Origin of the sequence: Pseudomonas sp. MM213 (genome assembly GCF_020423045.1) — a bacterium.
Classification (GTDB): Bacteria; Pseudomonadota; Gammaproteobacteria; order Pseudomonadales; family Pseudomonadaceae; genus Aquipseudomonas; species Aquipseudomonas migulae.
This window is the reverse complement of record NZ_CP081943.1, coordinates 3,683,231-3,702,713: the sequence shown is the minus strand read 5'-3', so window position 1 is coordinate 3,702,713 and position 19,483 is coordinate 3,683,231. Positions and strand designations below refer to the sequence as shown.

Here is a 19,483-nt window from a genome sequence, read left to right as displayed (position 1 = left end):
GCATCATGTCGCAGACAAGTGGTGTTCATGCAGGAATCGGCGGCGATCGTGCCGGCCTCTTCGCGGGCAAGCCTCGCTCCTACAGTCGGTGATATCCGTAGGAGCGAGGCTTGCCCGCGAAGGGGTCATCTGCAGCACTACAAATTTCAGTCGAACATGAAGAGCGCATCATTACTGAACTGCGCTTCAAACCGGCCCGCGGGCATCGGCCGCCCGAACAGGTAACCCTGAACCTCATCGCAGCCATGCTCACGCAGGAAGTCCAGCTGCTCATGGGTTTCCACGCCCTCGGCGATCACCGCCAGGTTGAGGCTGTGGGCCATGGCAATGATTGCCCGGGCGATCTGCGCATCCTGTTCACCCGACGGCAAGCCATCGACAAAGGTACGGTCGATCTTCAGCACGTCGATCGGGAACTGCTTGAGGTAGTTGAGCGACGAATAACCGGTGCCGAAGTCGTCGACCGCGATGCTCAGCCCGAGGTTTTTCAGCCCGGCCAGAATCTGCATCGCCTCGCTGACTTCGCGCATCAGGATACTTTCGGTCAGCTCCAGTTCCAGGCACGCCGGTGGCAGGCCTGTTTCCTTGAGGATGGTGGCGATCCGTGTGCCGAGCTGGCCGTCGGAGAACTGCCGGGCAGAGATGTTGACCGATACCTTCGGCACCCGCACCTTGGCCTGATGCCAGGTCTTGAGCTGACGGCACGCCTCGCTGATCACCCAGTCGCCGACGTCCACCACCAGGCCCAGTTCTTCGAGCACCGGAATGAAATCCCCCGGCGGCACCAGGCCACGGCGCGGATGACGCCAGCGCAGCAAGGCTTCGGCACCGGTCAGGCGTTTGCCGTCGCCACTGAATTGCGGCTGGTAGTACAGAACGAATTCGTTCTGTTCCAGGGCGTGACGCAAGTCGCTTTCCAGCTCCAGGCGCTCGAGGGCACTGGCGTTCATGTCCGCCTGATAGAACTGGAAGTTGTTCTTGCCGCGTTCCTTGGCGTGATACATCGCGGTGTCGGCGTTCTTCATCAGCTGACTGAGTTCGTTGCCGTCCTGCGGGCTCAGGGCGATGCCGATACTGGCGGTGACGAAGAATTCGCGGCCTTCAAGCACGAACGGTTTCACCAGGCTGGCGAGAATCTGTTCGGCCACGTGAATCGCCCGATTGAGGGCGATTTCGCGGTTGGCCCGCGGTTGCAGGAGCAAGGTGAATTCGTCGCCGCCCATGCGCGCCACGGTGTCGTCGTCATCGACGCAACCGAGCAGGCGCGTGGCCATTTCCTTGAGCATGCGATCGCCGGCGGCGTGGCCCAGGGAGTCGTTGATCGGCTTGAAACGGTCGAGGTCGAGGAACATCAGCACCACCCAGGACTTCTGCCGTTCCGCCGATTGCAGCGCGGTGTGCAGGCGGTCCTGGAATAGCGTGCGGTTGGGCAGGTGCGTCAGGGCGTCGTAATAGGCGAGGCGGTGAATCCGTTGTTCACTGGCCTTGCGCTCGCTGATGTCGCTGAAGAAACACACGTAACTGGCCAGATCGCCTTCATCGTCGAGCACCGCCGTGATGCCGACCCACGCCGGGTAATGCTCGCCGTTACGACGCCTGAGCCAGACTTCGCCTTCCCAGGTGCTGTGCTGGTTCAATTGCTTGAGCACATAGCGCAGGTGCGCTTCCTGCTGCTCGTCGACGGTCAGCATGTTCGGCAACTGGTCGAGCACTTGCTCCACCGCATAGCCGCTCACGCGACTGAACGCTTCGTTGGCCTGCACGATGTAGCCTGCCGGGTCGGTGATCAGGATCGCCGACGTCGAGTGTTCGAATACCGTGGCCGCCATGCGCAGGTCTTTCTCGGCGCGGCGTTGCTGGCTGATGTCGCGACCGACACCGAGCACGCCTTCGAAGGCACCGTGTTCGTCCCAGACCAGCACCAGCCGCAACTCGATCGGAATCTTGCGCCCATCGGCACGCAGGCAGTCGAACAGGAACAGTTGGGTCTGCACCTGGCTGCGCAACAGCGCCAGTTGGTCGGGTTTGCCCAGCGCTTTGCTGACGCGGTCCATCAGGTTGTAGATGCCGGTCAACTGTTGCGGGTTGGCGATGGTCGACTGCCAGCCGTTCTGGAAAATCCAGTCGGTGTCGTAGCCCAGCACGGCTTGCACCGACGGGCTGACGTAGTTGAGCGAGAGCTTGCTGTCGGTGGAGAAAATCACGTCGCTGATGCTTTCGGCGAGCATCCGGTAGCGCTGCTCGCTGTCGCGCAGGGACTCACTGGCCTCGATCTGCTCGGTGATGTCCTTGGCCACGCCGATGATCCGTGTGACCTGGTCGTGTTTGTCCCGCGCCAGTGCCTGTTCACGAATATCGAAACGCCGCCATTTGCCGTTGCGGTGACGGAAGCGCAGTTGGCATTGCAGCAATTGCGTATAGCCCGCGTGCCGCTGGGTCTGTCGCGCGCGGTGGTAGTGGTCGGCATCTTCGGGGTGCAGCAGGATTTCCCAGAAGTACTCGCCCATCTGGTGCAGCTCGGTGCGGTTGTAACCGAGTGTCTGGCCCAGGTGGTGGTTGCTGAAGATCATGCGCTGGCTGATCACGTCCTGGACGTACAAATGATCCGGCACGGTGCGCACCACGTCGGACCAGAACCCTTCACGCTCAAGCAGCGACAGTTCGATGAGCTTGCGACTGGTGATGTCGCTGATGCTCAGGATCACCGCTTTATAGTCGTCCTGGTTTTCCGGCAGGCGCATCACCAGCCACAGGTGCTGATCGCGGCCATTGGCGTCTTGCAGTTTTATTTCCAGCTCGAACTGTTTCTGCTGATTGAGTACCGCTTCGAGCACTTGATTGCCGATGGCGGTGCCATCCAGCGGATTGCCGTCGATCAGCAACTTCCAGGCTTGTTCACAGGAATTGACGTTGAGCAGTTGCAGGGCGACCTGGTTGACCTCGGTGATGCGCAGTTCCTGCAACAGTTGCTGGCGCTGTTCCGGGGTTTCCAGCCAGGCTTGCAGGTGTTCGGTGCTGAGCAACTGGTTTTTGTCGAAGACGTTCTTGAGGCCCGACACATCGAGCACACACAGGGCGACGCCGGTGCCTTCGAAAATATCCTGATAGCGCCGGCGACCTTCACTCACCTGGCGCTGACGACGGCGTATGTTCAACAGGGCGATCAGCGGCAGCAGAGAGAGCGCCAGCCCCAACAGGCATTTACCGATAAACGCCGGCAGCAGTTCTTCGATCACGCGTTGCCGGTCGAACAACCCGCGCAGTTGCCAGTCGCTGCCGGTCAGGGGAACCGTCAGCACGCTGTTGGCCACATCATTTGCGGTCAGCTCGCTCGGCTTGGCCAGGGGCTGTGAATCATCGCGGCTGATGACCTGGTGATTGACGCGGTTTTCCACCAGCCACATTGGGCGGATACCGGCCTCGCCTGGTTTGGTCAATGACGAGAAAAAGCTCGGCGTCAGGCGCAGGACCCAATAGCCCCGAGAGCTGCCGCTGGCTTGATGCAGCAACAGGTGCACCACCGAACCGTTATCGGCATTGCTGAAATAATGTGCCTGGGTACGGCTGCGGCGTACCAGCTCGATGAGGTAGTCGGCGTCGTCGCTGTCGGCGGTGGTGTCGCCGATGACTTTCCCTGAGGGGCTCAACAACGCGAGGCTGCGCAGGTCGGGCAAGGACTTTTGCAGCTTGCGCAGCAGCTCCTGCTGTTCGTCGGCGCTTTGCGGCTGTTCGACGATCGGTAGCAGGTTGAGGGCGATCTGCGCATTGAGCGACATGTTCAGGCTGACTTGTGCAGCCAGATCGGCGGTGTAGTCGATGGTGTATTGGCGCTGGTTTTTCTGGGTTTCGCGCAGCTGATCCAGCAGTTGCCAGAACAGCAACGCGAGCAGCAAAAGCACGAGTGTCGCCAGCGCACCCTTTAATGTTCCGCGCAGGGGGGAACCGGGCACAGCAGTCGGTGCACGGGTGGTCAAGGGCGGAGTGACATTAGACAAACTGTAATCCTGCGATTTAGCTGGACTGGCGCGACGTGCACTATAAGCCGGACGCCCGGAGGGCGGCTAGCATGCCTTGAGTTGTGGCAAAGTGCCAGACCCTCCCGGCTGGACTGCCTTCTGTCAATAAGGTAGCTTTGCCGGTTACGCGGGAGCGTTCCAGCTCCTAGAATCAGGTTTTTTCAGCGCGCAGCATTGATACCTATCAGTCGTCGACGCGCACGGCCTGGCCGGGCATCGCCTGCGCTCCAATCATTCATCTGTCACTGACCCAAGGTTCTCCATGGCTCAATACGTCTTCACCATGCATCGGCTGGGCAAAGTTGTTCCGCCGAAGCGGGAAATCCTGAAAAACATTTCGCTGTCCTTCTTCCCCGGCGCCAAGATCGGCGTGCTCGGCCTCAACGGTTCGGGTAAATCCACGCTGCTGAAAATCATGGCCGGCGTCGACACCGAGTTCGAGGGCGAAGCCCGTCCGATGCCGGAGTTGAACATCGGCTACCTGCCACAGGAACCGATCCTGGACCCGACCAAGACCGTGCGTGAAGTGGTCGAGGAAGCGGTCAGCGTGATCAAGAACGCCCAGGCACGCCTGGACGAGGTCTACGCGGCTTACGCTGATGAAGATGCCGACTTTGACAAACTGGCCGCCGAACAGGCCAAGCTCGAAGCCATCCTGCAAGCCAGCGACGGTCACAACCTGGATCGCCAACTGGAAGTCGCCGCCGATGCGCTGCGCCTGCCGGCCTGGGACGCCAAGGTCGAATTCCTTTCCGGTGGTGAAAAACGTCGTGTGGCCCTGTGCCGCCTGCTGCTGTCCGCACCGGACATGCTGCTGCTCGACGAACCGACCAACCACCTGGACGCCGATTCCGTCGCCTGGCTGGAACACTTCCTCCACGACTTCCCGGGCACTGTCGTTGCGATCACGCACGACCGTTACTTCCTGGACAACGTTGCTGGCTGGATCCTCGAGCTCGACCGCGGCGCCGGTATCCCGTACGAGGGCAACTATTCGGGTTGGCTTGAAGCCAAGTCCGATCGTCTGGCCCAGGAATCCAAGCAGCAGTCGGCCCACGAAAAAGCCATGAAGGAAGAACTGGAGTGGGTGCGCAAAGGCGCCAAGGCCCGCCAGTCCAAATCCAAGGCACGTCTGCAACGCTTCGAAGAAATGCAATCGCAGGAATTCCAGAAGCGTTCGGAAACCAACGAGATCTACATCCCGGCCGGTCCGCGCCTGGGTGACAAGGTCATCGAGTTCAAGAACGTTTCCAAGGGCTACGGCGATCGCGTGCTGATCGACAACCTGTCGTTCTCCATGCCTAAAGGCGCCATCGTTGGCGTGATCGGCGGTAACGGTGCCGGTAAGTCGACGCTGTTCCGCATGCTGATGGGCAAGGAACAACCGGATTCGGGCAGCATCGAAGTCGGCGAAACCGTGCAACTCGCCTGCGTCGATCAGAGCCGCGAAGACCTGGACGGCAGCAAGACTGTGTTCCAGCAAATCTCCGACGGTTCGGATCAGATCCGCATCGGCAACTACGAGATCCCGTCGCGTACCTACGTCGGTCGCTTCAACTTCAAGGGCGGCGATCAGCAGAAGTTCGTCAAGGACCTGTCCGGTGGTGAGCGCGGTCGCTTGCACCTGGCCCTGACCCTGAAAGAGGGCGGCAACGTCCTGCTGCTCGACGAACCGTCCAACGACCTCGACGTTGAAACCCTGCGTTCCCTGGAAGAAGCCCTGCTGGACTTCCCGGGCGCCGCCATTGTGATCTCTCACGATCGGTGGTTCCTTGACCGCGTCGCGACGCACATCCTGGCGTACGAAGACGATTCGCAAGCGGTGTTCTTCGAAGGTAACTACACCGAGTACGAAGCCGATCGCAAGAAACGCCTCGGCGAAGCGGCTTCCCAGCCGCATCGTGTACGGCACAAGAAACTGGCCTGATTTCGGGTTGGTTGCATGAAAAAACGGAGCCTTCGGGGCTCCGTTTTTTTATGGGTTTTTTCAGGTACACCGAGGTGCATTCATCGCGAGCAAGCTTTGCTCCTACAGGGGACGCGATCAACTGTAGGAGCAAAGCTTGCTCGCGAAAGCGGAATCACTACTGGTGCATGATCCAATTTGTGAATCCCTTTTTAGGTGCGGAATCAGCCTGAAAATGGAGGTTATTTATATCCTGCGCACCATTTAATTTCATAAACGCGACATTTTGCTCTATTACTGTGCGCACTCCGTTTGCTAAAGTCCGGCCCAATCTCTTCCAACGACAATAAATTTGCCGAGACTTTTCCATGATCGAATCCGTCGAAACCTTCCTTGCCCGACTGAAAAAACGCGACCCGGACCAACCTGAATTCCACCAGGCCGTCGAAGAGGTCCTGCGCAGTCTGTGGCCATTTCTCGAAGCCAATCCGCATTATCTGACCTCCGGCATTCTGGAGCGGATCTGCGAGCCGGAGCGGGCGATTGTGTTCCGTGTTTCCTGGGTCGACGATCACGGCAAGGTGCAGGTCAATCGCGGGTTCCGCATCCAGATGAACAGCGCGATCGGTCCGTACAAGGGCGGCTTGCGTTTCCATCCTTCGGTGAACCTCGGCGTACTGAAATTCCTCGCCTTCGAACAGACCTTCAAAAACTCCCTGACCTCGTTGCCAATGGGCGGTGGCAAGGGTGGCTCGGACTTCGACCCTAAAGGCAAAAGCGACGCGGAAGTCATGCGCTTCTGCCAGGCCTTCATGAGCGAGTTGTACCGCCACATCGGTGCAGACGTTGACGTGCCGGCCGGCGACATCGGCGTCGGTGCCCGCGAGATCGGTTTCCTGTTCGGCCAGTACAAGCGCCTGAGCAACCAGTTCACCAGCGTGCTGACCGGCAAGGGCCCGAGCTATGGCGGCAGCCTGATTCGTCCGGAAGCCACCGGTTTTGGCTGCGTGTACTTCGCCGAGGAAATGCTCAAGCGCAGCGGTGAAGCCGTCGAAGGCAAGCGCGTAGCGATCTCGGGTTCCGGCAACGTTGCGCAGTACGCGGCGCGCAAGGTCATGGACCTGGGCGGCAAGGTGATTTCGCTCTCGGACTCCGAAGGCACGCTGTACTGCGAGGCTGGTTTGACCGAAGAACAGTGGCTGGCGCTGTTGGAGCTGAAAAACGTCAAGCGTGGACGGATCAGCGAGCTGGCCACGCGTTTCGGCCTGGAGTTCCGTGCGGGTCAGTGCCCATGGGATCTGGCGTGCGACATCGCGCTGCCCTGCGCCACTCAAAACGAACTGGATGCCGAGGCCGCGCGCACGTTGCTGCGCAACGGCTGCATCTGCGTGGCGGAAGGCGCGAACATGCCGACCACCCTGGACGCCGTGGACCTGTTTATCGAGGCCGGGATTCTGTTCGCGCCGGGCAAGGCGTCCAACGCCGGCGGTGTCGCGGTGAGCGGGCTGGAGATGTCGCAGAACGCCATGCGTCTGCTGTGGACCGGCGGGGAAGTGGACAGCAAGCTCCACGGGATCATGCAGTCGATCCACCATGCGTGCGTGCATTACGGCGAAGAGAACGGCCGCATCAACTACGTCAAAGGCGCGAACATTGCCGGTTTCGTCAAAGTCGCCGACGCCATGCTCGCCCAGGGCGTGGTTTAAGCCGGTTCGATGCGGATGATTTCGATCGTCTGATCGCCCGCCGGGCGTTGCCACAGCACCTCGTCGCCGAGTTGCGCCCCAAGCAATGCCCGGCCCAGCGGTGAACCCCAGTTGATCAGGCCCGCAGACGCGTCGGCCTGGTCTTCACCGACCAGTTGCACGGTTTGCTCGGTGCTGTGCTCGTCGGCGAAGGTCACGCGGCTGCCGATCTGCACCTTTTGCGTTGAACTGGCGGCGGTCACGACTTGAGCGCTTTGCAGGCGCTGATTGAAGTAGCGCAAATCCCGCTCAAGGTCCACCAGGCGTTGCTTGTCGGCCTGCTCGCCTTGGGCCGATTGTTCATTGTGCAATTGTTGCAACCCGGCAACTTTTGCCTGCAACTGGGCAAGGCCTGCGGGCGTGACGTAATTGGGCTGCGTGCTGACCTGCCGTTCGACGGGCTGATCAACTTGCGCGGCGGCGTTATCTTCATTGACGAAGGCGCGACTCATGGTTTCCTCCCGTTATAGGGTTTAGGCCATGGTCACAGGCTTTTAGTTTCGGCGGATGTCTGTCAGCGACTCATTGCGAGCGAAACGCACGGGCGGCGTCCTGATCTTTCTGCTGTTGCCAGGCTTTTTCACGTTCGTCCCAGTGATGGCTGCGATAGTCCTCGCGGTCTTCGCTTTCGCGCATGGCCTGGCATTGGCGGAAACCATCGCTCCAGCCTTCGGCGTATGGCTTGTCCTTGAGATACCGCGGCACGTTCTTGCGAAATTCACCGGTGATCGCCCCGGCAGCCTGTCGACCACTGCTGCAGCCGTCATCGAAACCATCGGCGAATGCCGGAGGATAACCCTTGGCAATCAGGTCTTCGTGAGTCGTCTGGCAACCCGCGCACAACAGCAACACACCCATCACACCCACACAACGCCACATCTCGGACTCCCGGCCGTTCAACGGCCTATGGTTCAAGTCTAGAAGTGCATTCGTGAGACCTTCGTGAAAGGCCTGTGATGAATCCGTTGAACAACACAGATCCCTTGTAGGAGCCGGCTTGCCGGCGATGGCATCAACACGGTCGTTCAGTTACTCCGCGGTGACGCCATCACCTGTAGGAGCCGGCTTGCTGCGGGCGGCGTTCCGACGATCGCATCAACACGGTTTTTCAGATTCACCGCGGTGATGCCATCGTCGGAACGCCGCCCGCAGCAAGCCGGCTCCTACAGGTCAGTAGTGATACCACTTCAGCTCAAGCATCACTTCATTCTCAGGTGTGGCCAGATGGCTGAATTCGCGCTGGGCGCTCAGACGCAGACCCAGGTTGCGCGACAATTCCCACTGCTGGTTCAGACTCAAACTACGGCGCACTTCGCCATTGGTGAAGAAATCCCCCTTGGCCTCCAGGCTGAAATTCCCCAGAGGATTCTTCCATAGCACACCGCTGTTGAAACCCGCCGCGGGGGCGATGAAACCGGCGAAGTCGTTGTTGTGCTCGACGCGCACGGTGCCCAAGGCAAAACCGAGCATGTCGTCGCCCAGTTGCCACGTGCCGCCACCACCGCCGTTGACATGACTGACGAGGGTTTCATCGTCATGTTTGCCCGGCACCCGCTCCAGGCCGCCGGTGACCTGCCACGACAGCGGTTGCAGCAGCTCGTTGCGCGGGGTCAGGGAGCGAATGGTCGCCAGATCCAGTTGCTGCAACTGCCACTGATTGCCTTCGTACTGGCGCAGTTTCATCTGCAGGATTTCGATCTGCGCGCCGAGGGGAAAGCTTTCCGAGTTGTCGTTGAGGTCGTGATACGCCATGCGCAGGCCATATTCACCGAAGGCCTTGTCGCCCCGGGTGCCGAGGCCGGCCTGCCAGGTGCGCGATTCATGGCCATCTTCGGGCAAGCCCGGTTGCGGGATGTCCAGCTCCGGCGCCGGGTTCTGGTTGATCGCTCGCAGCAATTCAAAACTGCGCTGAGCTCGCTGCGGGTCGCGTTCCTGGCCATTGGCGCGGTAGCGTTCGAGCCGGTAAGCCGCGTCGATGATCAGCGCCTGACGTTCGCGCGGTTGCGCCTTGAACGCCGGTTCCTGCAACTGTTTCTGGTCGGCGCTGACTTTCAGCACCCATTGCTGCTCTTCAGGATTCAACGGTTCGGCGCGGCTCAGCAGTTCGCGTTCGCGGGACGGCCGATACTGAATGGACTCCACCAGGCCGGCTTCTTTCACCGCTTTGACCGTGTCGGTGGGGATGGCGGTCAGCGGGAATTGTTCGGTCAGGCGCAGGCTTGGACGCGCCACTTGCAGCAGTTCCAGCAGGCGATAGGAGCAGTTTTCGTCGAAGAAGAAATAGTCGAACTGGATCTGTTTGAGTTCCCAGACGTGCTCGACCATGCGCTCGGTTTCCTGCTGTGTCAGGTTCAGCCGGTATTCCCACAGGTCACGGTTTTCGAGGCTGCGGTATTCCGAGAGTTTTTCCTGATACGGCACCAGCGCAAACAGGCCCGGGTAGCCGCCCATCAAACCTTTCCAGGCGTAGAGAATGCTGTTGTCGGAACCTTCGATGTAGGCGCCGAAGTTGATGGCATAGCTGAGCAATGACGTCTTGTCGCTCTGCACATCCGCCTGATCGATGCGCAGCAGCGTGTGGCCGAACATCGATGACGGACTGTTCAGGTACGCCGCCGGGAAAATCATCACCGCGCTGTGGGGCGAGACATCCTTGAACCATTGCTTGAATTCGGCACAGTCCGGGGCCGGCAAGTCAGTCAGGTTGAGTTGCGCCTTGAGCCAGCGGGTACGGGCCGGGTAGACGCATTGCGCATGTTTTTCGCCGGCACTGGCCGGGGCGTACAGCGCCTGCACGGTGGCCGCGAGTTCGCGGTCGGGGTGTTCGTTGCCATCGGGCGCCAGAAAGAATTTCCTGTCGCTGACATAGCTGCGCCAGCCACCGAGCTTGGCGGTTTCGTAATGCCCCAGGGAAATCCAGAAGGGGTCGTTGGCCAGTTGCTGCAAACGTTGATTGTCGATGTGAGGCGCGGCGGACAGCGGGGCGCAGACACAGAGCGCCAGCCAGGCAAGGCGTTTGAGCATAGGTGGGCAACTTAAGTCGAAAAAAATAAAGACCCAGCGCGGTTGATGCTCCTACAGGGAAAGAACATTACCGAAAGAGGGCAGGTCCAAAAAATAAAACCCGCTCCCCGAAAGGAGCGGGCGGGTCGAGCTTAAGCTTGAGTTGCGTACTTGGCCAGACGAGGATCGGCCTTCAAAACGGCCAGGGTGTTGGTATGCACATCTTCTGCAGTCACGTCAGCCTTGCTGAAGATCTGCTGGAAGTGCTCGTGAGTCACAGCCGCGAAATGCGCACGGTCTTCCGGCGCCACGCCCAGTACCACGGCGTAGGTCGTCAGCGCTTCGCCGTTACCTTTAGCCATGTCTTCGGACAGCTCGTTCATCATGCCATTCATGGCAAACCAGGATTTGCCGCCATAAGTCAGCGACGCATTAGTCGCGCAACCGTTGGTACCAGAGGTCATACCGAACGTTGCGTTGCCGGAAGTGCCGTTGGTGGTGGATGCCAGGAAGTGAGCCGGGGTGCCACGCTGACCTTCGAACAGCATGTTGCCCCACCCGCAATCCGGGCCGCCTGGCGCCTGTGCCATAGCGTTGATGGATACAGCGGTGAAGAGAGTACCGAGAAGAATCCGTTTCATAGCTTTGTTCTCTTTATGTGCGTACCAATGGACAAGGGTTCTGGCCCGATCTGGCGCCAGTGGGCCGGTTATTGTTCCAGCCGCGCAGCTTGGAGTTTAGGCACGTTCCAAGGGTTCCGTTACTTTTTACGAAACATTCGTTGAAAACATTGATTTAGACCCGGCCCGCCTGGGGATGCCCGTTTGGCTATGCTTTGGCGAAAGGCGCGCCTTGCAAGTGGGGTATGGGCAGCGCCAGAATGCCGCTATCTGCCCCGCCTGATGTAAGGAAGCCCGATGCCTGATCCTGTTGCTGCCAGCTTGCGTCTAGCGCCCGAAGCGCTGACCCGTCCGTTTTCCGCTGAACAGTTCAGCTTCTCTACCACCAATGATCTGGAGCCCTTCCGCGGTGTGCTTGGCCAGGAACGTGCGGTCGAAGCCTTGCAGTTTGGTGTGGCCATGCCACGCCCCGGTTACAACGTATTCGTCATGGGCGAGCCTGGCACTGGCCGGTTTTCGTTCGTCAAACGCTACCTGAAGGCCGAAGGCAAGCGCCTGCAGACCCCGGCCGACTGGGTCTACGTCAACAATTTCGATGAACCCCGCGAGCCGCGAGCCCTGGAATTGCCATCGGGCACGGCCGGCGCGTTCATCGGTGATATCAACGCTTTGATCGACAACCTGCTGGCGACCTTCCCGGCGGTCTTCGAACATCCGTCTTATCAGCAGAAAAAAAGCGCCATCGACCGCGCCTTCAACCAGCGCTACGACAAGGCGCTGGACATCATCGAGCGCCTGGCGCTGGAAAAAGAAGTCGCGCTGTACCGTGACGCGAGCAACATCGCGTTTACCCCGATGAGCGAAGGCAAGGCGCTGGATGAAGCGGAATTCGCCCAGTTGCCGGAAGCCGATCGCGAGCGTTTCCACGAAGACATCTCTGGCCTGGAAGAGCGACTGAACGAAGAACTCGCCAGCCTGCCGCAGTGGAAGCGCGAGTCGAGCAATCAGCTGCGCCACCTCAACGAAGAAACCATCACCCTGGCCTTGCAGCCGTTGCTGTCGCCGTTGTCGGAAAAATACGCCGAGAACGCGGCGGTGTGCGGTTACCTGCAAGCCATGCAGGTTTACTTGCTGAAAACCGTGGTCGAGCAATTGGTCGACGACAGCAAGGTCGATGCGGTGGCGCGCAAGATGCTGGAAGAGCAATACGCGCCGAGCCTGGTGGTCGGTCACTCGGCCAGCGGCGGTGCGCCGGTGGTGTTCGAGCCGCACCCGACCTACGAAAACCTGTTTGGCCGCATCGAATACAGCACCGATCAGGGCGCGCTCTACACCACGTATCGCCAGTTGCGTCCCGGCGCGTTGCACCGTGCAAATGGCGGTTTCCTGATCCTTGAAGCAGAAAAAATGCTCAGCGAGCCGTTCGTATGGGATGCGCTCAAGCGCGCCCTGCAATCGCGCAAACTGAAAATGGAATCACCGCTGGGTGAGCTGGGGCGTCTGGCCACCGTGACCCTGACACCGCAACACATTCCGTTGCAGGTCAAAGTCGTCATCATCGGTGCCCGGCAGTTGTATTACACGCTGCAAGACCTCGATCCGGACTTCCAGGAGATGTTCCGCGTTCTGGTGGACTTCGACGAAGACATCCCGATGGTCGACGAAAGCCTGGAGCAGTTCGCCCAGTTGTTGAAAACCCGTACCTCCGAAGAAGGCATGGCACCGCTGACCGCCGATGCGGTGGCGCGTCTGGCGACCTACAGCGCGCGTCTGGCCGAGCACCAGGGGCGTTTGTCGGCGCGGATCGGTGACTTGTTCCAACTGGTCAGCGAGGCGGATTTCATTCGTCACCTGGCCAGCGATGAAATGACCGACGCCGGGCACATCGAGCGTGCGCTCAAGGCCAAGGCCACCCGCACCGGGCGCGTTTCGGCGCGGATTCTCGATGACATGCTGGCCGGGATCATCCTGATCGACACCGATGGCGCGGCCGTGGGCAAGTGCAACGGGCTGACGGTACTGGAAGTCGGGGATTCGGCGTTTGGTGTCCCGGCGCGGATTTCCGCCACGGTGTACCCGGGTGGCAGCGGCATTGTCGACATCGAGCGTGAGGTCAACCTCGGCCAGCCGATTCACTCCAAAGGCGTGATGATCCTCACCGGGTATCTGGGCAGCCGTTACGCCCAGGAATTCCCGTTGGCGATTTCCGCGAGTATCGCCCTGGAGCAATCCTACGGTTATGTCGATGGCGACAGTGCGTCGTTGGGTGAGGCATGCACGTTGATTTCGGCGTTGTCGAAAACACCGCTCAAGCAATGCTTTGCAATCACCGGCTCGATCAACCAGTTCGGCGAAGTGCAGGCGGTGGGCGGGGTCAACGAGAAGATCGAAGGCTTCTTCCGCCTCTGCGAAGCCCGCGGGCTGACCGGTGAGCAGGGGGCGATCATTCCTCACGCCAACGTGGCGACGCTGATGTTGGACGAGAAGGTGCTGGCGGCGGTGCGCGCAGGGCAATTCCACGTTTACGCAGTGCGCCAGGCTGACGAAGCGCTGAGCCTGTTGGTCGGCGAGCCTGCCGGTGCGCCGGATGAAAATGGCGAATTCCCAGAAGGCAGCGTGAATGCGCGGGTGGTGGAGCGCTTGCGGGTGATCGCGGAAATGATCAGCGAAGAAGACCTGAAAGAAGCCGAGAAAGAAGCGGCACAGGAAGCGTTGGTCGAAGCCAAGCCGGCCTGACACAGAGGAGTCCCTGTAGGAGCGAGGCTTGCCCGCGAAGAACGATAACGCGGTTATTCCGGCAAACCGCGTCATGGCTTTCGCGGGCAAGCCTCGCTCCTACAAGTGCCATCACTCTGACGTCAATATTCACACAATGACCATTCGGCGCCTTCTGGTCTCAGTTGGCGTGCGGGTCTGACTTTTCTTCTATTCTCAGCTCAAGGACATCGACAGTAATCACTGGATCGAGACAGTTCTCCCGTGGGAGCTGAATACCGGATCTACCGAGGGTCGCCGCCATGTCGCGCAACCTCTGCCTCACCCGTCAATGCCTGGGCCTTGTGACCCGTATCGAATGTGCCATCAAGCCATTGGCTGGTGATACGGGCATGTGGACTTTGCTTTTCGCCGCCGGAATGGCTGGCGAACAACCCTCAGCCATCAAAGCCCAAGGTCCGTTTCCTGGGCCCTTCGCGGCTGAATCGATCCTCGACACCATCGTTGAAAGCCTGACGTTGCATGGCTATGAACTGGCCGATGACCCGCAAATCTGGTGCCTGCACCTGCAAGCCCAGCTACGGGAAATCAATGGTGGGCGCTGCCGCAACATGGGCGGCTTCGAGTTCCGCCCCGATCACTGAGACGACTATTGGGCGAGGCTGGACGTATCAGCCTTGTCGAGTTTGACCTCGAAACCATATTGCACCGTGGTGAGATCGGTTCGCTGGTAGGTTTCCAGCTGCGCTGGCTGGCCGTAGAAGTAATGCACGCTGAATAACGCCGGGCCCTGCGCACTTGCATCGTGAATGACTGAAAGAATCTCCTTGAGATAGTGGCCGCTGTCGTCCCTGGCGAAAAAGCGCCAGTCCTGGGCGGGGAACAGCTTCAGATCAACCACCAGTGCATTGCCTTTCAGTTCCAGGCCTTTGGGCAGCCGGTCGGTTTCAAGCGTCTGCTTGTCGACGGTGGCCAGGAACAGCGGCATGGAACCCACCGCAAACGCCGGCGTTTGTGCGAACAGGTTCAGGTCATAAGTGATGATGCCGCGCAGGGGATCGACCTGGTAAGCCTCGGGCGGCAGTTCGATCGGCTCGTCGCGTTGACCGCTGCTGTCCTCGGTAAAGAAACTGACCGGGCTATCGCCAGGGCTGAAGGACGTGCCGAGCAGTTCATCGTTGAAGCTTCGGGTGTGATCGAACTCGATGCGCGCCGCGCTCGGGTCGTCCACCGATTGCCGGATGCTGACGCTCTTCTTCAGTTGCTCCTCGCTGAGCGTTGCGCCTTTGAGCCAGGTCGGTGCCTGATCGTCGTACACGACCACGGGTAAAGTCAGTGGCTGGATGGTTTTTGCCGTGGTGTGTTGATCGAAGCGACGGATCGGAAGGTCCAGGTCCTTGCGCGTGACCGTGGCCGCCGAAAAGTCCAACAGGCTGACTTCAAGGGTTTCGATCGGGCCGTTGAAATACACCTTGGAGTAATGCCTGGTTTGTTGCTTCTCAAACGCGCGTTGTTCTTCATCGAGCTGCCTTTCGAAGGCTTCGCTCCAGCTCTTCTGCTGTTGCATTTTCGCCAGTTGTTTCTGGTAGAAGGCAATTTGCGCGGCGGTTTGGTTGATCGAGCCCGAGCGTGAGAGAAATTGCCCGGTGGCGTCCCTGGCCTGGACGACCGACGGGTTGAAGGGTATCTCGCTGACTTCCGGGGCCAGCGGCGCGCTGTTGCTGAACTCGATTTCGGCGTAGTTGTTTGTCAGCTTCAGCAGCGTGACGCTCAGGTTGTCATTGCTGCGAGTCTGGCCGACGTCTTTTTTTGTCAGGTCGAAGCTATAGAGCCTGCGCGGGGCGATGACTTCGACCTTGCCTTGCAGGCTGACGGGCTGCGGCTGGTTCTTGATTTCCATGCCCAGGCCGTCGATGAAGGGGTAAGTCACCGTGAGATCGTCGGGGCTGGTCAGGTTGGAGCTCGACGGGCTCAGTTGAATGCCCGGATCGGTTTCCGACCACTCCGGCTGGAACGGGATCACGCGTTTGTTGCTCAAGGTCACTGACTGCCATTCCAGGCCGTGGGGAAAGAGAAACTCGGCCGGAATGTTGAAGTTGAACGGGAACACCGGTTGCAGATCGGTCAGGTAGTCGGAGCTGGAATCCTTGTGCAGCACGAACAGGCCGTTAATGTACGTGTCGACCAGCGCCTGTGGCGTGGGGTAGTGCTTGAGCACGGCGAGGACATCTGCGCCGTACTCGGTTTCCACCGGTTTGCTGTCGAGTTTGAGTTGCGCACGTTCGAGCAGCAGCAGGGAGCCACCGAGTTCGGCCACGGCATCCTTGAGTTTCGGGTCCTGGATTGCGTCGAGGGAGGTTTCGAATTGCGCGGTCTTTTCCTCAAGGCTGACCTGGCGTTTGTCATCGTCCGGTGAACAGCCGCTCACCAGCAGGGCCAGACAAATCCCGACGCTCATTAAAGGCAATCGCACATCCATTTCCCGTCGTCCTGTCCGATGTCGCAGAGGTGTCAATGCTTTGGACACTAGCAGAAAAACCTTGTCACACACGCGCAGGTGGCGGATTTTCCGAGTGTTTCTGGCTGTAACGGGTGGCTGGTATACTCGCGGCCATTTCCAGCCCACGTGTGAGATTCAATGGAACGCTTTATCGAAAATGCAATGTACGCCTCCCGCTGGCTGCTGGCGCCGATCTACTTCGGTCTGTCCCTCGGGCTGCTGGCCCTGGCGCTGAAATTCTTCCAGGAAGTCTTCCACGTCATCCCTAACGTGTTCTCGATGGCCGAGTCGGACCTGATTCTGGTGCTGCTGTCGTTGATCGACATGGCGCTGGTGGGCGGTTTGCTGGTGATGGTGATGATTTCCGGCTACGAGAACTTCGTTTCCGAGCTGGATATCGATGACAACAAGGAAAAGCTCAACTGGCTGGGCACCATGGATTCGTCTTCATTGAAGATGAAGGTCGCGGCGTCCATCGTGGCGATTTCGTCGATTCACCTGCTGCGGATCTTCATGGACGCCAAAAACGTCGATCCCGAGCATTTGAAGTGGTACGTGATCATCCACATGACCTTCGTGGTATCGGCGTTTGCCATGGGGTATCTGGATAAACTCACCAAGCACTGATCCACGCGGCCTCTGTAGGAGCGTGCGGTGCGGCGATCCGACTTGCCCGCGAATAGGCCGGGTCAGTCGACATAGGTGTTGTCTGTCACGCCGCCTTCGCGGGCAAGTCGGATCGCCGCACCGCACGCTCCTACATGGGCAGTGTGAAACAGACGGGCGGTGGCGTTTATGGCTTGTACTTTGATGCTGTGAGGCCTATGCCTGTATGAATGCTGGCTCGCCACTGCGTGAGGTGCGTTCATGAACTTCGTAGAGTTACGTGCTTATGCCATCGCAGGGAAAGTCGATGAGCTGAACCTGATCTCCATGGAAGGCGGGATCTACCTGCTGGAGGCGCGCATGCACGGGGCCGCCTACCCGTTGAGTGATGCTCACGGCGTGATGGTTCACCTGCGCTCGGTCGAGCATGCGCGTGAAGTGCTGCATAACTTTCCCACCTTGCCATTCAACCTTGTGCATACATCGGTTCACGATGAAATGTGCGGGTTGGGTGCGAGTGCGGGGGAAAGCCTGAAGGTGCCGATTGCCTTCGGTTCTGCCTGGCAGCACTGACACCCCCTCATCAGCGCAACGACATCTGTGCTAGTCTGCTGGCCCTTTTGGTTCCGGGCGTTCCGGGACGCGCTGTGCACGCACGGCAAGTTCCAGGGCCGTCCGCACAGCGGAGCAGTGTCATGTCCGAAGTAAATCTGTCCACCGACGAAACCCGCGTCAGCTACGGCATTGGCCGTCAGTTGGGCGACCAACTGCGCGACAACCCGCCGCCGGGCGTTAGCCTGGACGCAATCCTGGCAGGCTTGACTGACGCTTTCGCCGGTAAGGAAAGCCGCGTAGGTCAGGAAGAAATGTCCGCCAGCTTCAAGGTTATCCGTGAAATCATGCAAGCCGAAGCAGCTGCCAAAGCTGAAGCGGCTGCTGGCGAAGGCCTGGCATTCCTGGCTGAAAACGCCAAGCGCGATGGCATCACCACCCTGGCTTCCGGTCTGCAATTCGAAGTGCTGACCGCCGGTGAAGGCGCCAAGCCGACCCGTGAAGACCAAGTGCGTACTCACTACCACGGCACCCTGATCGACGGCACTGTGTTCGACAGCTCCTACGAGCGCGGTCAGCCTGCAGAATTCCCGGTAGGCGGCGTGATCGCTGGCTGGACCGAAGCCCTGCAACTGATGAACGCTGGCAGCAAATGGCGTCTGTACGTGCCGAGCGAACTGGCTTACGGCGCTCAAGGCGTTGGCAGCATTCCGCCGCACAGCGTACTGGTCTTCGACGTCGAGCTGCTCGACGTTCTGTAAAACATGAGCCTGTAGGAGCGAAGCTTGCTCGCGAATGCATCACCTCGGTTTCAAGTCGGAACCGAGTTGTCGGGTTCGCGGGCAAGCCTCGCTCCTACAGGTTTTGTGGGGTTTCTCATATTTCTAGCTTGTGATGCAGTTCATGCGACGGGCGCAATGCCCGGGCGTAGCAGAACAGAAACAGATTGCGCACCAGTTCCTTGAGCACCACCGGCTCGCTGGAACTCAAGCCGTTGACGTCCAGGTCACCCTGATCCTGCAGCTCGTTCAAGGCTTCTTCTTCAAGCACCGCACAGACTTCCCCGGTTTCCCGATGCAGGATCCTGAGGTAGGGGTGTGGGCGGTCCAGCCAGGCATCGATCAAATAAGTCATGGGTCTCATCTCCATTGATTGGTTTCAATGAGAATAATTCTTATTCATCAAATAGCAAGGGCCTATTGGCGGTTTGTGATTTTTTCCGGGTAAAGATTGCGTAAGGTCAAAGCGGCTGGCGTTTGGCTATTGCGAGGAAATGCGGGGCGAATCGGGGGAGGGCGAAGCACCATCCCACGCCGGGCGCGGGATGGAATACAGCAGGTTCAGACTTTTCTGACGAACTCGGATTTGAGCTTCATCGGGCCGATGCCGTCGATCTTGCAGTCGATGTCGTGATCGCCATCGCACAAGCGGATGTTCTTGACCTTGGTGCCGACCTTGACCACCAGCGATGTGCCTTTGACCTTGAGGTCCTTGATCACGGTGATGGTGTCGCCGTCTTGCAGGACATTGCCCACCGAATCCTTTTTCACGGCGTCATCGGACGCCGCTTCGGCTTCGCCACTGGCGGACCATTCGTGGGCGCACTCCGGGCAGATCAGCTGCGCGCCGTCTTCATAGGTGTATTCGGAATTGCATTTCGGGCAGGGTGGCAACGTGCTCACTAAAGCTCCTTGGATTCAGGATCGCTAAAAAGCGCACATTATATAGGGTTTTAGGCGGGAGGGGGTCTGTAGGAGCCGGCTTGCTGGCGATCCAGTCGCCGCGGTGCTCCAGAAGCACCGCGGTGATGCAATCGCCAG

15 protein-coding genes are annotated in these 19,483 nt (G+C 59.5%); 7 read left to right on the top strand and 8 right to left on the bottom strand.

Annotated features, from left to right (window positions below):
• Positions 1–146: 146 nt before the first annotated feature.
• Positions 147–3,995 carry a sensor domain-containing protein gene (locus tag K5R88_RS16795; protein ID WP_226298072.1) on the bottom strand — a complete coding sequence of 1,283 codons (3,849 nt, stop codon included), beginning with the start codon at positions 3,993–3,995 and terminating at the stop codon, positions 147–149.
• 283 nt (positions 3,996–4,278) lie between these two features.
• Between K5R88_RS16795 and ettA the strand changes: the two genes are divergently transcribed.
• Positions 4,279–5,943, top strand: a complete 1,665-nt coding sequence (gene ettA / locus K5R88_RS16790) for an energy-dependent translational throttle protein EttA (protein ID WP_008037925.1) — start codon at positions 4,279–4,281, stop codon at positions 5,941–5,943.
• A 347-nt stretch (positions 5,944–6,290) separates the two neighbouring features.
• Entirely contained in the window at positions 6,291–7,628 is a 1,338-nt protein-coding gene (gene gdhA, locus K5R88_RS16785; RefSeq protein WP_192228009.1) for an NADP-specific glutamate dehydrogenase, read from the top strand.
• Here the strand turns inward: gdhA and K5R88_RS16780 are convergent.
• The 4 genes from K5R88_RS16780 to K5R88_RS16765 form a co-directional block, all read right to left on the bottom strand.
• A complete protein-coding gene (locus K5R88_RS16780; protein WP_223451881.1) occupies positions 7,625–8,119 on the bottom strand; it encodes a GreA/GreB family elongation factor in 495 nt (164 codons plus the stop codon). The two genes, gdhA and K5R88_RS16780, sit on opposite strands and share 4 nt — an antisense overlap.
• A gap of 70 nt (positions 8,120–8,189) precedes the next feature.
• Entirely contained in the window at positions 8,190–8,546 is a 357-nt protein-coding gene (locus tag K5R88_RS16775; protein WP_008037920.1) for a hypothetical protein, read from the bottom strand.
• A 291-nt stretch (positions 8,547–8,837) separates the two neighbouring features.
• Entirely contained in the window at positions 8,838–10,691 is a 1,854-nt protein-coding gene (locus K5R88_RS16770; protein WP_226298071.1) for an Lnb N-terminal periplasmic domain-containing protein, read from the bottom strand.
• A 131-nt stretch (positions 10,692–10,822) separates the two neighbouring features.
• Positions 10,823–11,311, bottom strand: coding sequence for a DUF3015 domain-containing protein (locus K5R88_RS16765; RefSeq protein ID WP_008028855.1), 489 nt, complete (start codon positions 11,309–11,311; stop codon positions 10,823–10,825).
• 276 nt (positions 11,312–11,587) lie between these two features.
• Here K5R88_RS16765 and K5R88_RS16760 point away from each other — a divergent pair, with 276 nt between their 5' ends.
• A complete protein-coding gene (locus tag K5R88_RS16760; RefSeq protein ID WP_192228007.1) occupies positions 11,588–14,026 on the top strand; it encodes a Lon protease family protein in 2,439 nt (812 codons plus the stop codon).
• A 281-nt stretch (positions 14,027–14,307) separates the two neighbouring features.
• Complete coding sequence (locus K5R88_RS16755) at positions 14,308–14,649, top strand: PA4575 family protein (protein WP_008028851.1); 342 nt, start codon at positions 14,308–14,310, stop codon at positions 14,647–14,649.
• A 5-nt stretch (positions 14,650–14,654) separates the two neighbouring features.
• On the opposite strand, the gene K5R88_RS16750 is transcribed toward K5R88_RS16755, so the two are convergent.
• Positions 14,655–16,484 (bottom strand): hypothetical protein, encoded by a 1,830-nt coding sequence (locus tag K5R88_RS16750; protein ID WP_226298070.1) that lies wholly within the window; start codon positions 16,482–16,484, stop codon positions 14,655–14,657.
• 159 nt (positions 16,485–16,643) lie between these two features.
• Here K5R88_RS16750 and K5R88_RS16745 point away from each other — a divergent pair, with 159 nt between their 5' ends.
• The 3 genes from K5R88_RS16745 (at position 16,644) to K5R88_RS16735 (ending at position 18,424) form a co-directional block, all read left to right on the top strand.
• Positions 16,644–17,132: a TIGR00645 family protein gene (locus K5R88_RS16745; protein ID WP_008037914.1), complete on the top strand. Its 489-nt coding sequence runs from the start codon at positions 16,644–16,646 to the stop codon at positions 17,130–17,132.
• A 240-nt stretch (positions 17,133–17,372) separates the two neighbouring features.
• Positions 17,373–17,684: a DUF6482 family protein gene (locus K5R88_RS16740; protein ID WP_223451770.1), complete on the top strand. Its 312-nt coding sequence runs from the start codon at positions 17,373–17,375 to the stop codon at positions 17,682–17,684.
• A 122-nt stretch (positions 17,685–17,806) separates the two neighbouring features.
• A complete protein-coding gene (locus tag K5R88_RS16735) occupies positions 17,807–18,424 on the top strand; it encodes an FKBP-type peptidyl-prolyl cis-trans isomerase (RefSeq protein ID WP_008028844.1) in 618 nt (205 codons plus the stop codon).
• Between the two features lie 115 nt (positions 18,425–18,539).
• On the opposite strand, the gene K5R88_RS16730 is transcribed toward K5R88_RS16735, so the two are convergent.
• Both K5R88_RS16730 and K5R88_RS16725 read right to left on the bottom strand, forming a co-directional pair.
• Positions 18,540–18,797, bottom strand: a complete 258-nt coding sequence (locus K5R88_RS16730; protein ID WP_008028843.1) for a PA4570 family protein — start codon at positions 18,795–18,797, stop codon at positions 18,540–18,542.
• A gap of 206 nt (positions 18,798–19,003) precedes the next feature.
• A complete protein-coding gene (locus tag K5R88_RS16725; RefSeq protein WP_008028840.1) occupies positions 19,004–19,345 on the bottom strand; it encodes a zinc ribbon domain-containing protein YjdM in 342 nt (113 codons plus the stop codon).
• Positions 19,346–19,483 lie beyond the last annotated feature (138 nt).

Bases quoted from the DNA above. Each gene is read 5' to 3' on its own strand.
- K5R88_RS16765 (WP_008028855.1), bottom strand. From the start codon at position 11,311: ATGAAACGGATTCTTCTCGGTACTCTCTTCACCGCTGTATCCATCAAC.
- K5R88_RS16760 (WP_192228007.1), top strand. From the start codon at position 11,588: ATGCCTGATCCTGTTGCTGCCAGCTTGCGTCTAGCGCCCGAAGCGCTG.
- K5R88_RS16735 (WP_008028844.1), top strand. From the start codon at position 17,807: ATGTCCGAAGTAAATCTGTCCACCGACGAAACCCGCGTCAGCTACGGC.
- K5R88_RS16770 (WP_226298071.1), bottom strand. From the start codon at position 10,691: ATGCTCAAACGCCTTGCCTGGCTGGCGCTCTGTGTCTGCGCCCCGCTG.
- K5R88_RS16730 (WP_008028843.1), bottom strand. From the start codon at position 18,797: ATGACTTATTTGATCGATGCCTGGCTGGACCGCCCACACCCCTACCTC.
- K5R88_RS16775 (WP_008037920.1), bottom strand. From the start codon at position 8,546: ATGTGGCGTTGTGTGGGTGTGATGGGTGTGTTGCTGTTGTGCGCGGGT.
- gdhA (WP_192228009.1), top strand. From the start codon at position 6,291: ATGATCGAATCCGTCGAAACCTTCCTTGCCCGACTGAAAAAACGCGAC.
- K5R88_RS16750 (WP_226298070.1), bottom strand. From the start codon at position 16,484: ATGGATGTGCGATTGCCTTTAATGAGCGTCGGGATTTGTCTGGCCCTG.
- K5R88_RS16740 (WP_223451770.1), top strand. From the start codon at position 17,373: ATGAACTTCGTAGAGTTACGTGCTTATGCCATCGCAGGGAAAGTCGAT.
- K5R88_RS16780 (WP_223451881.1), bottom strand. From the start codon at position 8,119: ATGAGTCGCGCCTTCGTCAATGAAGATAACGCCGCCGCGCAAGTTGAT.
- ettA (WP_008037925.1), top strand. From the start codon at position 4,279: ATGGCTCAATACGTCTTCACCATGCATCGGCTGGGCAAAGTTGTTCCG.
- K5R88_RS16745 (WP_008037914.1), top strand. From the start codon at position 16,644: ATGGAACGCTTTATCGAAAATGCAATGTACGCCTCCCGCTGGCTGCTG.
- K5R88_RS16755 (WP_008028851.1), top strand. From the start codon at position 14,308: ATGTCGCGCAACCTCTGCCTCACCCGTCAATGCCTGGGCCTTGTGACC.